Here is a 12,911-nt window from a genome sequence, read left to right on the forward strand (position 1 = left end):
TGGGCTCCTCTCCTTCACCAACGACCGCAGCCGACCGTACCGCTAGTGTCGCGGCATGACGCTGACGGTGCACTCGCGCTTCCGCGGACCGGCCACCTCAGGCAACGGCGGCTACGTCGCGGGACGGCTGGCCGCCCACCTCGGCGCCGGGCCGGTGACGGTCACCTTGCGCTCGCCACCGCCCCTGGACGTCCCGCTCGAGGTGATCCCCGACGGCGACAGCATGTCACTGCTGCACGGGGACACCCTCGTCGCCACGGCGACCGAGGGTGACGCGTCGCTGCTCGACGTCGTCACGCCGGTGAGCGCCGACGAGGCACGCGCCGCCTCGGCGCACTACCCGGGGCTGAGCACGCACCCGTTCCCGGAGTGCTTCGTGTGCGGTCCGCAGCGCCGCCCCGGCGACGGGATGCGGCTGTTTCCCGGCCGCTTGGGCGACGGGCGGACCGCGTGCGTGTGGGACGTCACCGCCGAGACCGGCGGCGAGTCCGTCTTCGTCTGGGCGGCGCTGGACTGTCCGAGCGGATGGTCGGCACCCATCGAAGGCCGCCCGATGGTGTTGGGGCGGCTGACCGCGCAGGTGGACGACGCCCCCGACGCTGGCGAGTCCTGCGTGGTCATGGGGTCCTACCTGCAGACCGAAGGGCGCAAGACCTGGACCAGATCGACCGTGCACGGCCAGGACGGCCGCGTCCTGGGCCGCGCCCACGCAACGTGGATCGCCCTGCCCGACCAGCCGAGCTGAGCCCGCGTCGTTCACTGGGTGAAAACTCCGTTGCTCCGACAGGGCCTGGCCACATACCGTGAGGGCACACGGGAAAGGAGGTGGTCCAGACAGTGAATAGCTATCGGACTCGTGAGGTGGCTGCTCGCTAGCCACGCGCTCGTCGCAGGACCAGGGGTGACCCCTTGTTCGCCGGCCGTCGGCTGGCAATACCGAGCAGTCACCCGGCCCGCGGGTTCCCGGATCCAGTCCACCCGGGCCACGTCCGTCCAGGACGTGGAAGCAACCCGCGGGCCGTTCCATGTCCGGCCCGACTCACGGAGAGACTCATGATCGGCTCGTTCCAATGCTTGGTTCTCGATTGCCCGGCTCCGCTCGAGCTCGCGGCCTTCTACCAGTCGATACTCGGCGGCGAAGTCAACCGGCCCGACAAGCGATGGGTGCTCGACGACCACTGGGCCACCCTGCACACCGACACCACCGTTCTGGCCTTCCAGCGGGCCGAGGACTACCAGCCTCCGGCGTGGCCGGACCCGCAGCGGCCGCAACAGCTCCACATCGACGTCGGCGTGGACGACCTCGACACGGCCGAACGACAGGTCCTGGGTCTCGGCGCCCAGCTGCTGGACCGGGGCGAGCGCGACCGCGACTGGCGCGTGTACGCCGACCCGGCCGGCCACCCGTTCTGCCTCTGCCACGTCGGGGACTGACCCGGCGCCGCCGTGGTCACGGGGCCAGCCGCTCCACGACCCAGGCGGCGCTCTCGCGCCGGTACCGGAGCCGGTCGTGCAGCCGTGCCGGCCCGCCCTGCCAGAACTCGATCGTCTCGGGCTCCACGCGGTAACCGCCCCAGAAATCCGGCAACGGCACCTCGTCCGGGTACCTCCGCGCCACCTCGGCCGCCGCGCACTCCAGTTCGTCGCGCGTGCCGATGACCGACGACTGCCGGCTCGCCCAGGCGCTCACCTGGGAGTCCCGGGGTCGCGTCACCCAGTACGCGCGGCTGACCTCGGCCGGCACCGGCGTTGCCAGCCCGCACACCAGCACCTGCCGTTCCATCGTGATCCACGGGAAGCACAGCGACACGTGCGGGTTCTGGCTGATCTGCGCTGCCTTGCGGGAGGTCAGGTTGGTGAAGAAGACGAACGCATCGTCGTCGAACCCCTTGAGCAGCACCGTTCGCGAGCTCGGCCGACCGTCGGCACCCACGGTCGACAGAACCATCGCATTCGGTTCGGTCATGCCGGAAGTCACAGCATCGTGCAACCACGTCCGGAACTCGTCGAACGGATCGGCGGCAAGGTCACGTTCGAGCAACCGCCCCGCGGTGTAGCGGCGGCGCATCCTGGAAAGTTCTTCATCCACGCGGCCAACTGTCTCACCACCAGCGTCTGCACTGTGGGAAACCGCACATTCGAGGCATCCCAGCTTGTGGAGACCAACTACTTCGGGGGCATGATGGAAGCTCGGCCGCACAAAGGAGAGCGAATGTCAAAGGTCATGCATGGCCTTGAGGGTGTCGTAGCGTTCGAGACGCACATCGCCGAGCCGGACAAGGAAGGCGGCGCGCTGCGCTATCGCGGCGTCGACATCGACGACCTCGTCGGCCGGGTTCCGTTCGAGAACGTGTGGGGTCTGCTGGTCGACGGCGAGTTCGACCCGGGCCTGCCGAGCGAAGGACCGTTGCGGCTTCCGGCCCACACCGGCGACGTGCGGGTGGACGTCCAGAGCGCGGTCGCGACACTCGCCCCCCAGTGGGGAATGCAGCCCCTCCTCGACACCTCCGACGAGCAAGCCCGCGATCAGCTGGCCCGCACGTCGGTCACGATGCTGTCCTTCGTCGCGCAGTCCGCGCGCGGCGCGGCGGTACCCGCGGTTCCCGAGCACACGATCGACGAGGCAGGCTCCGTCGTCGAGCGGTTCATGACCCGCTGGCGCGGCGAGCCGGACCCACGGCATACGCAAGCTGTCGACGCCTATCTGACCTCAGCCGCCGAGCACGGCATGAACGCCTCCACGTTCACCGGCAGAGTTGTCGCCTCCACCGGTGCCGACGTGGCAGCGGCGATGTCGGCGGCGGTCGGCGCGATGAGCGGCCCGCTGCACGGCGGTGCGCCCTCACGGGTGCTCGCCATGATCGAGGAGATCGAGCGCACCGGGGACGCCGTCGGTTACGTGAAGAGCGTCCTCGATCGGGGCGAGCGGCTGATGGGCTTCGGCCACCGGGTGTACCGCGCCGAGGACCCGCGGGCGCGCACCCTGCGCCGGGTCGCGCGCGAGTTGGGCGCGCCCAGGTACGAGGTCGCCGAAGCATTCGAGAAGGCCGCACTGTCCGAGCTGGCCGAGCGCAAGCCGGATCGTGTCCTGGCGACGAACGTCGAGTTCTGGGCCGCCATCATCCTGGACTTCGCCGAGGTCCCGGCGCCGATGTTCACGTCGTTGTTCACCTGCGCCCGGACCGCGGGTTGGAGCGCGCACATCCTCGAGCAGAAGCGCACCGGCCGCCTCGTGCGTCCGTCGGCGAAGTACGCTGGGCCTGGGCCGCGGCGCCCGGAGACCGTGACCGGATGGAATCCTGACTGGGCCGTCTGAGCACCTGCCGTCGCGCCGTCGTCGCCCATGCGGCACAATGGCGGGGCTGACAGTGTCGTCATTCCCTTCATCGCCGACCGGACATCCACCCGGAGAGTTGATCACATGACGGATACTGTGCAGATTCCCGCCGCGCTCAAGCCCGCCGACGGCCGCTTCGGCTCCGGACCGAGCAAGGTACGCCCCGAGGCGCTCAAGGCCTTGGCCGAGCAGGGTGCTGCGGTCATGGGAACCTCGCACCGCCAGGCGCCGGTCAAGAACCTCGTGCGCCGGGTGCGCGACGGCGTCGCGGAGCTGTTCGGCCTGCCCGAAGGTTACGAGGTGGTGCTCAGCAACGGCGGCACCACCGCCTTCTGGGACGCCGCCGCGTTCGGGCTCGTGCGCAACAAGGCCCAGCACCTGTCGTTCGGTGAGTTCTCGTCGAAGTTCGCCAAGGTCACCGAGACCGCACCGTGGCTCGACGCGCCGAGCGTGGTGAAGTCCGAGCCGGGTACCCACCCGACGGCGTCGGCTGAGGACGACGTCGACGTCTACGCGTGGCCGCACAACGAGACCTCCACCGGCGTCATGGCGCCGGTCCGCCGCGTCCCCGGAGCCGGCGACGACGCCCTGGTGCTGGTCGACGCCACCAGCGGCGCCGGCGGACTGCCGGTCGACCTCGCCGAGACCGACGTCTACTACTTCGCGCCCCAGAAGAACTTCGGTGCGGACGGCGGGCTGTGGATCGCCACGTTCTCCCCCGCCGCGCTCGATCGCGTGGACGAGATCGCGGCCACCGATCGGTACGTCCCGGCCTTCTTCGACCTGAAGACCGTCGTGGACAACTCCCGCAAGGACCAGACCTACAACACCCCGGCGGTGGCCACCCTGTTCCTCATGGCCGATCAGCTGGACTGGCTGAACGGGCAGGGCGGCTTGGACTTCGCGGTCGGGCGCACCACCGCCTCCTCGCAGCACCTGTACGGCTGGGCGGAGAAGAGCTCGTACGCGACGCCGTACGTCAGCGACCCCGAGTCTCGGTCGTTGGTGGTCGGCACCATCGACATGGACGACAGCGTCGACGCCGCTGCGGTGGCCAAGACGCTGCGCGCCAACGGCATCGTCGACGTGGAGCCCTACCGCAAGCTGGGGCGTAACCAGCTGCGGGTGGCGATGTTCCCCGCGGTGGACCCAGCCGATGTGGAGGCACTGACCGCGTGCATCGACTACGTCGTGGAGCGGTTGCCGGCCTGACAGATGACGCCCGGCCGCGTCTGATCGTCAGCGGCCGGGCGCATCATCTGATTCCCCAATTGCGAGGAACCCTATTCCCCCGTCGTGTTTCTGATATAGATCATAGGCGCCTGGAACACCGCGTGTGAATCAGCCGTTCGGTCCCTTTCAGATATCCAATCCGGCCGTCATGAGTTCTCGCTTCAATCGCTGACCGAGCGCCGGACGAACCCCCCACATTTCGATCATGCGGGAATATTCAGTCACCACTTCGGCAGGTGGCTCACCACCAGTACGCACAGCTCTCAACAGTGTGTTACGCGGAGTATGAACGGAATCGACGAATTCCATCACGTCGACGCGGTAGCCGAGAATTCTCAAGATCGAAGCTCGTAGCGCATCGGTCATGACGTCGGCGAATCGCTCGCGCAGGATGCCCTGCCGGGCCAGCATGCCGTACGGGCCGGGCCAGTGCGCAGCCCCGCTGAGCTGGCGCTGCAGGTCGTGGTGGCAGCACGGGGCCGCCAGGATGACCGGGGCCTGCCACTGCACAGCGCGAGCGAGGGCGTCGTCGGTCGCGGTGTCGCAGGCGTGTAAGGCGAAGACCCCGTGCGGGCGATCGACGAGCTCCGCGGCGTCGATGGTCGAGCGGCCGAACGACATCGTCGACGCCCAGCCCAGTTGTGCCGCCAACGCCTCGTTGCGGGCCCGGGACTGCTCCTTGACATCGATTCCAGTCACCTCGACCTTGGAGTCAGGACGCTGGTCAAGCCACGCCCGGACGGCGAACGTCAGATACGCGTTGCCGCACCCGAGATCGACCAGCCGGACCGTTTCACCGGCTGCGGCACGAAGGACGTCGTCCATCGTGGGAGCGAAGGCGCGGAGGAATTCGTCCACTTGCCGGTATTTCGCCGACCGACTCGGCTTGATGCGACCCTCGGCGTCGCTGATGCCGACCGCATGCAGGAACGGGTGGGACGCATCGAGCATTCGGGCCTTGGTCCGGTCGTGCTGGCGCTCGACGTCGCGCTGCGGCGCCGGAGCGCGGTGCACCTGGGCCGCGCCCTTCTTCGTCACCCGGACTTGGACCGACTCGTCGGTGGAGTCGACGTGCCAGTTGCCGTAGGGCTGGTCGAGAACGGCGGCGACGGCCTCGGGCGCCGCGGCCGGCTCGACGTTGGTCGTGAAGCTCTGCGTGCTGTCGAAGGTGACGATCTGCAACCGCCTCCCGGCACGCAGGTCGACCCAGCGCAGCTCGGTACGCCGGTAGTGCGGGACCGCGCCACGCCGACGGCCGGACGCGACCGCGCGGACCAGACGATCGGGGTCGAGCAGGGTCGAGCGTAGGCTGTTGAGCACGGTCGGCAGACTTTCGGGAGGCACCCGGTCATTGTCCCCGACCGACACGAGGAGCGAGGCGAAGGTGCGGCCGAAGACGACGCGTCAACTCGTGGCCACGGTTCTGGCGGCCATGGTGCTCATCGTCGCTATCGCCGCCGTGCTGTGACGCCTTCCAGCCGGTACCGGCCCAACGCTTCGTACCTGGGTCCGCGGCCGGGCCGGGCGTCAGCGTGCGAGCTGAACAGGACGACCTCGGTCGCTGCCCAGGATGGCCCGGCGTAGTCAGCGAGCCGGGCGACGTACGGGCGCAGATCGACCGGCCGGCGCGCCCGCGCGAGCGTGATGTGCGGCCTGAACCGATCGTGCCGATCCGGGCCGGCGCCCAGCCGCCGACCGGCCGCGGCCATGGCGTTCGCTTGCCGGCCCAGCACGGCCACATCGCCGGTGATACCCGCCCACAGCACCGTGGACCCGAACCGCCCGGCCCCGGTCACCTGCAGCTGCGCGGGCGGGTGCCGGCGCGCGGCCCGGGCGATCCGGATGCCGAGCTCGTCGACGTCGCCGGGGTCGATGTCGCCGTAGAAGGCCAACGTGACGTGCCACGCGTGCGTGCCGGACCACCGCAACGTGTCGTCACGGATCGGCCGGACGCTCGCGTCGAGATGAGTGACGACCTCCGGCGGCGGCACCACAGCGACGAACAGCCGCAGGGGCGTGTCGTCGGTGGGTGGCATGCACCTACTGTGCCACCGGCGAGGGCTCACTGGGTCCAGGGCGGCACTCCTCGGTCGGTGCCGTCGGCCAAGCTCGCTCGCCCTCTCGGCGCCCCTGCGACGACGGCGACCAACCCGGAGTCCGACGCCGCCACCTGGCGACGGGCCCCGGTCGGCAGGACGATCGTGTCTCCCGCCTCGAGCGTCGCGGTGTGGCCGTCGACCTCGACCGAGGCCCCTCCGGCTAGGACGGTCCACACCTGCTCGGAGTCCATGATGTGCACTGGGCCCTGCTGACCAGCGTGCATGTCCACCCGCCACAGCGGCCGGGCCGCGCTGCCCTGCGTAGGCGAGGCCAGAGTGGTCATGACCGCGTTCGGCGTCTCGGTTCGGCGGGCGTCGGCGCTCTTGATGACCGATGCGCTGACAGGCATGGCGAGCCCTCCTAAGATAGACAATGTCGTTGTCGATTAATGGTTAACGAGGTTGTCTTCTATGTCAAACCGCCCACCCGGCTTCGAGCTGCCGCTGCGGCTGCTTCTCGCCTTTCGCGGACTCATCGACGCCTTGCATGCCGAACTCGCCCGCCAAGGGCACCCGCACGTACGGCCGATGCACGGCTTCGCCCTGCAGGCCCTCGCCGGCGGAGCGACCGCGGCCGAACTCGGTCGCCGGCTCGGCGTATCGAAGCAGGCGGCGGGGAAGACCATCGACGCGCTCGAGCGGCTCGGCTACGTCGAACGGGGGACGGACCCCGGCGACGCGCGGCGCAAGGTCGCCCGGGTCACCGATCGCGGCTTCGACGTCCTCACCCGATCGGCCACCGTTCTCGACGATCTGCGCGGCGAGTGGGAACGTACGCTCGGCGCCGAGCGGCTGGCTGCACTCGAGTACGATCTGCGGCGAGTGACGCCGGCCGACATCTGGCGGATCGACGTGCCCGGCTGGTTCGGAGGACCCTGACGGTTGATCCACGCGCGGTGATCAGTACGGTTCCTATGCGCCGACCGAACGAAAGGAACTGCGACCATGTGGATCGTCGGCCTTGTCGGGCTCGGGATCGCCGCGTTCTGCGGCTATGTCGTCGTCAAAGCCCGTAAGCGTCAGCATCAGATGATCACGACCGAGACCATGGCGGTCCAAGACCTGCACGCCCTGCGCGATGCGGCCGCCGAAGCGGCCGGCCCCGGCTTCTTTCGCCAGAAGTGCGAAGTGGTGGGGGTTTCGGGCAACGGGCCCGACGGGCCGTTGACCTCGGAGTTGTCGTCGACCGAATGTCTGTGGCACCGGCACGTCGTCACGCGCAAATACTGGGAGACCGAGCGGCGCCGGGACTCCGGCGGGACCTACCGGACCCGGCGCGTGGAGAAGACCGAACGCGTCGCCGAACGAGAGTCCGACCAGCCGTTCACCGTCACCGACAGTACGGGCAGCATCCTCGTGCACCCAGCTGACGGGGCGCTGCAGGACATGAGGCAGGTCCTGGACCGGTTCGAGCCGCACACCGGCTCAACTGAGCGCACCGAACTGTCCTTCGGCTCGTTCAGCTTCAAGCTGCCCAGCTCCCGCCGCGACGGCACCATCGGCTACCGCTACGAGGAGTGGGTGCTACCGGCCGGCCGTGAGCTCTACGTGCTCGGCGAAGTGAACGACGAGCGGGGTGAGCTGGCCTTCACCGCACCCGACCTGGTGTCGACCAAGGACGAGGAGACGCTGCTGGGCGAGGCGCGCCGGCGCGAGCGCTTCGGGCTCATCGGCGGTGGAGTCGCGGCCCTCGTCGGCATCGTGCTCATCGTCATCGACGTGCTCAGCTGACCTCGTCACGCGTGGACGTCGTGCTTCGCCTCGTCACGCGGCGGAGTGGAGCTCACCACCAGCCGTGGCCAGGGCCGCCATCGGGTCCGCACCACGACACCGCTGCGTGGGGCGATCAGGAGCACGGCGGCGACCGCGCCCGCGATCGTCAGGCTGCCACCACCCAGCAGTGACCAGCGCGCACCGAACAGGTCGGCGACCCAGCCGATGACCGGCGCGCCGGCGGGCGTACCACCCATGAGGATCATGATGTACAGCGCCAGCACCCGACCGCGGACATACTGCGGCACCGTGGTTTGGATGTAGGCGTTCGCCGCCGTCAGCACCGTCATGGACGCCACGCCGATGGGCACCAACGACACCGCGAACGTCGCGTAGGTCGGCATCAGCCCGGCGACCACTTCGAGGACCCCGAACAGCACTGCCCCGCCCACGATGAGCCGGCGCCTGGGCACCCGCCGACGGGCGGCCACCAACGCACCGGACAGCGTCCCGATGGCCATGATCGAGCCGAGCAGACCGTACTCTTCCGGCCCGCGGTCATAGACCTCGGTGGCCATCAGGGCCATCGTCATCTGGAAGTTCATGCCGAACGTCCCGACACCGAACATGATGACCATGACCATGACCAGGTCGGGCCGCGAGCGGACGTAGGCCACCCCTTCGCGCAGCCGCGACAGCGCGCCGGTGGGCTCGTCTCGCCTGTCCTCCGGATCGCTCTCGGGCACGACCATGGTGCGCAGCATCAACAGCACGATGATGGGCGAGGCGAACGAGAGCCCGTTGATGACGAACACCCAGCCGGTGCCGATCAAGGCGATCGCCGCGCCGGCCACGGCCGGACCGATGAGCCGGGCGGCGTTGAACGACGCGCTGTTGAGCGCGATGGCGTTGGGGATGTCTTCGCGGACGACCAGCTCCGACACGAACGCCTGACGTGCTGGATTGTCCAACGCTGTACCGACACCGAGGAGGAAGGCCAGCACGTAGACGTGCCAGATCTCGGCCTGACCGGTGAGGACGAGGATGCCGAGGACCAAGCCCACGCAGCCCATGAACGCGTTGGTGAAGATCAGCAGGTACCGCTTGGGCAACTTGTCCGCGAGGAGGCCGCCGAACGGCGCGACCAGCAAGAACGGCAGGAACTGCAGTCCGGTCGTGATGCCGACCGCCTGGCCGCCGCCGTGCAGCACCTGCAAGACGAGCCAGTCCTGGGCGACGCGCTGCATCCACGTGCCGACGTTGGACACGAACATGCCCGACCAGTACAGGCGGTAATCACGATGGCGAAGGGAATGAAACGTAGGACTCACGAGCGGGCCAGCTTCTCGAGCACCGGCAGCGCCTCGAGCAGCTTCTCGCGCTCGGCCGGGGTGAGCTCGCGCAATCGATGCGTCAGCCAGGCATTGCGTCGTTTGCGGTCGGCCTCGGTCCGGGCCAAGCCGGCCTCGGTGATCCGGACCACCGCGAGTCGTCGGTCGACGCTGTGCGGCTCGCGAACGACCAGGCCCAACTCCTCGAGCCCGGAGACCGTGCGGGTCATGGACGGCGGCCGAACACGCTCGTACGCCGCGAGTTCGCCGACCGGAAGCGCGCCGTGGCGCTCCAGCACGCCGAGCGCGGACAGCTGGTTCAAGGTGAGCGACTCATCCTCGCGCTCGTTGCGGATGCGACGACTGAGCCGGCCGACCGCGATACGCAGGGAGCTCGCGAGCCCGGCCTGTGTGCGGGGACGAGAGCTCGACGCTGCAGGCATCGCGCCTGCTGGCGGAGGCGGGGAGGACTTCGACGTTGACATTTTCCTTAGGGTAACTCATTACCCTTGCTAAATGCCAGTCGCGTGGAACCCCCACACTCCTTTCACTGTGAAATGATCATGTTCACTAGGGATTTGCCTGCCGGACCACCCGTGCATGCCTGTTGCTGCAGCACAAGGCCTCGTGGTGTTGGCGTCAGGCGCTGTCGGAGCGGCGAGCGCGACGGCCGCGGTACTGCTCGCCACCGCCCTCGGTGACTTCGTCGATCTCGCCGGTCATGTCAGAGCGGCGAGCTCGGCGACCGCCCCCGAGGGTGGTGTCCAGCAGCGGCTCGTCGTCGTCCAGGTCCGGCGCGGGCCTGGACGGGGGCGTGGCCGGGGGCGCCGGCGACGCTGCATTGGAGCCGGGAGCGTCCTTGTCGTCGAGATCGCCGAACCACGCTGGTGCACTCGGCGCACCGTGCTGCCGTGGAGGGCTCTCCGGTGCTGGCGCCGGGGGCTCCGGCCGCGCCGGTTCGGGGCGAGGGGATTCCGGGCGGTGCGAAGGCAGCGGCCCGGTGTCGATCGGCCGGGTGATCGCCTCGGGCGAGGACCGTTCGACCGGCGGCGGCTCGACAACCGGCTGGGCCTCCACCGGCCGGACGTGTTCCGGCCGGGCCTCCACCGGCCGGACGTGTTCCGGCTGGGCCTCCACCGGCTGCGCGTCCACCGGCTGCACAGCCATCGGCTGCACGTCCACCGGCTCCGCGGCCGCAGGCTCGGCGGGGGTCTCCTCGTCCTCATCCGCGGCCTCGGCCCGCGCCTCCGCGGCGGCCTCGATGGCGTCACGGCGCTTGCGGGTGTACTCCAGCCCGAGCAGGCCGAGCCCGACACCGGCCAAGCACGTCCAGAGCCACCAGTTGCGGCCCTCGGCACTGAGATCGTCGATGCGCAAGGCCAGCACCACGAACGCGACGGCCCACAAGACGGTGATGACCGCGACGGTACGCACGCCGTCGACGTCGGCCGGTTCGATGACGTCCGGAGCCTGCGCCGAAGAGGCATCGGTTCGCTCCGCCGCGTCGCGTCCCATGCCGGGCGCTTCGCGATGCCGCCGTCGCCCCTTGCTCATGTGCTCAGGCTAGCCCTGCCAGACTCCCCGCCGCTAACGCACCACCGGGACTGGGGCACCATGCCTATCGGTGACACAGTTCCGCCGGTCTGGCATCGTCGACGCCGGACCATTCCCCGCCCGGCCATGATCGGAGAGACGCATGACGTCCACGCCCACCTCTACCTCGGCACTCGACCGGTTCTTCCGGATCACCGAGCGCGGCTCGACGGTGGGCCGCGAAGTACGTGGCGGCGTCGTGACGTTCTTCACGATGGCCTACATCATCGTGCTGAATCCGCTGATCATCGGCACGGTGCCCGACGTCGAAGGCGCTTTCCTCGGTGGCGGCGACGCTCCTGACCTCGCCGCGGTGGCCGCGGTCACCGCGTTGGTGGCCGGCGTGCTGACCCTCGCGATGGGCCTGTTCGCCAACTACCCGATGGCGCTGGCCGCCGGCTTGGGCCTCAATGCGTTCGTCGCATTCAGCCTCGCCGGACAGATGACCTGGGCCGACGCGATGGGTTTGGTGGTGATCGAGGGCCTGGTGATCCTCGCACTCGTCCTCACCGGATTTCGCCAGGCAGTCTTCGCCGCGGTCCCGCGGCAGCTCAAGACCGCCATCAGCGTCGGGATCGGGTTGCTCATCGCCCTCGTGGGCTTCGTGAACGCCGGGTTCGTGCAGTCGACCGGCAACCCGTCGCCCCCGATCGGCCTCGGCATCGACGACCGTCTGCGCACCTGGCCGGTCGCCGTGTTCGCGGTGGGTCTGCTCGCCGTGGTGGTGCTGTACTCGCTGAAGGTGCGCGGCGCCATCCTGTGGACGATCATCGGTACGGCTGTGCTCGCCGTCGTCGTCGAGACCATCGGCGGCATCGGCACCACCGCTGACAACCCGAACGGGTGGAACCTCAACGCCCCGGAGGTGCCGGACCGCGTCGTCGAGGTCCCCGACTTCTCCCTGATCGGCCAGTTCAATCTGCTCGGTTCGTGGGAATCCGTCGGTGTGGTCGCGGTCCTGCTGTTCGTGTTCACGCTGATGCTCGCCGACTTCTTCGACACGATGGGCACCATGGTCGCCGTCGGTGCCGAGGGCGGCCTGCTCGACGCCGACGGCAACCCGCCGAAGACGACGCAGATCCTCGTCGTCGACTCGCTGGCCGCCGCGGCCGGTGGCGCGGCCAGCGTCTCGAGCAACACGTCGTACATCGAGTCCGCCTCCGGCGTCGGCGAGGGCGCGCGGACCGGCCTGGCCAGCGTCGTCACCGGCGTGTGCTTCCTGTTGTCGACGTTGTTCGCCCCGGTGGTGGCGATGGTGCCGAACGAGGCGGCCGCGCCCGCCCTGGTGCTCGTCGGCTTCCTGATGATGTCGCAGGTCCGGGACATCCCGTGGGACGACGTCGAGTTCGCGTTGCCGGCGTTCCTGACGATGGTGCTGATGCCGTACACCTACTCCATCAGCACCGGCATCGGCGCTGGTTTCCTGGCCTTCGTGGCGATCAAGCTGGCGCGGGGCAAGGCTCGGCAGGTCCATCCGCTGTTGTGGATCGTCTCGGCGCTGTTCGTCGTCTACTTCGCGATCTCGCCGATCGAAGACCTGCTCGGGGTGGCGTGAGGACCGGTTCACGGCTCGGGCACTCGGACCAGCGCCGGGTCAGCTCCAGT

The 12,911-nt window shown here is 69.2% G+C and carries 14 protein-coding genes; 7 read left to right on the forward strand and 7 right to left on the reverse strand.

The window, feature by feature from the left end; all coding sequences use genetic code 11:
• Positions 1–55 precede the first annotated feature (55 nt).
• Positions 56–745 (forward strand): hypothetical protein, encoded by a 690-nt coding sequence (locus M6444_RS13565; RefSeq protein ID WP_298328238.1) that lies wholly within the window; start codon positions 56–58, stop codon positions 743–745.
• 308 nt (positions 746–1,053) lie between these two features.
• Positions 1,054–1,434 carry a VOC family protein gene (locus M6444_RS13570; RefSeq protein WP_298328241.1) on the forward strand — a complete coding sequence of 127 codons (381 nt, stop codon included), beginning with the start codon at positions 1,054–1,056 and terminating at the stop codon, positions 1,432–1,434.
• A 16-nt stretch (positions 1,435–1,450) separates the two neighbouring features.
• Here M6444_RS13570 and pdxH read toward each other — a convergent pair whose 3' ends face one another.
• Positions 1,451–2,089, reverse strand: coding sequence for a pyridoxamine 5'-phosphate oxidase (pdxH, locus tag M6444_RS13575; protein WP_298328243.1), 639 nt, complete (start codon positions 2,087–2,089; stop codon positions 1,451–1,453).
• A 123-nt stretch (positions 2,090–2,212) separates the two neighbouring features.
• Between pdxH and M6444_RS13580 the strand changes: the two genes are divergently transcribed.
• Positions 2,213–3,316, forward strand: a complete 1,104-nt coding sequence (locus M6444_RS13580) for a citrate synthase 2 (protein ID WP_298328245.1) — start codon at positions 2,213–2,215, stop codon at positions 3,314–3,316.
• Positions 3,317–3,421: 105 nt separating this feature from the next.
• A complete protein-coding gene (serC, locus tag M6444_RS13585) occupies positions 3,422–4,549 on the forward strand; it encodes a phosphoserine transaminase (protein WP_298328247.1) in 1,128 nt (375 codons plus the stop codon).
• Positions 4,550–4,696: 147 nt separating this feature from the next.
• Here serC and M6444_RS13590 read toward each other — a convergent pair whose 3' ends face one another.
• The 3 genes from M6444_RS13590 to M6444_RS13600 all read right to left on the reverse strand — a co-directional run bounded on the left by M6444_RS13590 (position 4,697) and on the right by M6444_RS13600 (position 7,019).
• A complete protein-coding gene (locus tag M6444_RS13590) occupies positions 4,697–5,914 on the reverse strand; it encodes an SAM-dependent methyltransferase (RefSeq protein ID WP_298328249.1) in 1,218 nt (405 codons plus the stop codon).
• A gap of 104 nt (positions 5,915–6,018) precedes the next feature.
• Complete coding sequence (gene thpR, locus M6444_RS13595) at positions 6,019–6,606, reverse strand: RNA 2',3'-cyclic phosphodiesterase (RefSeq protein WP_298328252.1); 588 nt, start codon at positions 6,604–6,606, stop codon at positions 6,019–6,021.
• A gap of 26 nt (positions 6,607–6,632) precedes the next feature.
• Positions 6,633–7,019, reverse strand: a complete 387-nt coding sequence (locus M6444_RS13600) for a cupin domain-containing protein (RefSeq protein ID WP_298328254.1) — start codon at positions 7,017–7,019, stop codon at positions 6,633–6,635.
• A 61-nt stretch (positions 7,020–7,080) separates the two neighbouring features.
• Here M6444_RS13600 and M6444_RS13605 point away from each other — a divergent pair, with 61 nt between their 5' ends.
• Positions 7,081–7,548, forward strand: coding sequence for a MarR family transcriptional regulator (locus M6444_RS13605; RefSeq protein ID WP_298328256.1), 468 nt, complete (start codon positions 7,081–7,083; stop codon positions 7,546–7,548).
• Positions 7,549–7,614: 66 nt separating this feature from the next.
• Positions 7,615–8,400, forward strand: coding sequence for an E3 ubiquitin ligase family protein (locus tag M6444_RS13610; protein ID WP_298328258.1), 786 nt, complete (start codon positions 7,615–7,617; stop codon positions 8,398–8,400).
• A 5-nt stretch (positions 8,401–8,405) separates the two neighbouring features.
• Here the strand turns inward: M6444_RS13610 and M6444_RS13615 are convergent, their stop codons facing one another.
• The 3 genes from M6444_RS13615 to M6444_RS13625 all read right to left on the reverse strand — a co-directional run bounded on the left by M6444_RS13615 (position 8,406) and on the right by M6444_RS13625 (position 11,267).
• Entirely contained in the window at positions 8,406–9,713 is a 1,308-nt protein-coding gene (locus M6444_RS13615; RefSeq protein WP_298328260.1) for an MFS transporter, read from the reverse strand.
• Entirely contained in the window at positions 9,710–10,156 is a 447-nt protein-coding gene (locus tag M6444_RS13620) for a MarR family transcriptional regulator (RefSeq protein WP_298328262.1), read from the reverse strand. The genes M6444_RS13615 and M6444_RS13620 overlap by 4 nt, the downstream gene beginning before the upstream one ends.
• Before the next feature lie 196 nt (positions 10,157–10,352).
• Entirely contained in the window at positions 10,353–11,267 is a 915-nt protein-coding gene (locus tag M6444_RS13625; protein ID WP_298328264.1) for a DUF2530 domain-containing protein, read from the reverse strand.
• 142 nt (positions 11,268–11,409) lie between these two features.
• On the opposite strand from M6444_RS13625, the gene M6444_RS13630 reads away from it, so the two are divergent.
• Positions 11,410–12,861, forward strand: a complete 1,452-nt coding sequence (locus M6444_RS13630) for an NCS2 family permease (protein ID WP_298328266.1) — start codon at positions 11,410–11,412, stop codon at positions 12,859–12,861.
• Positions 12,862–12,911 lie beyond the last annotated feature (50 nt).

It is taken from the genome of Haloactinopolyspora sp. (assembly GCF_027324685.1).
Classification (GTDB): domain Bacteria; phylum Actinomycetota; class Actinomycetes; order Jiangellales; family Jiangellaceae; genus Haloactinopolyspora.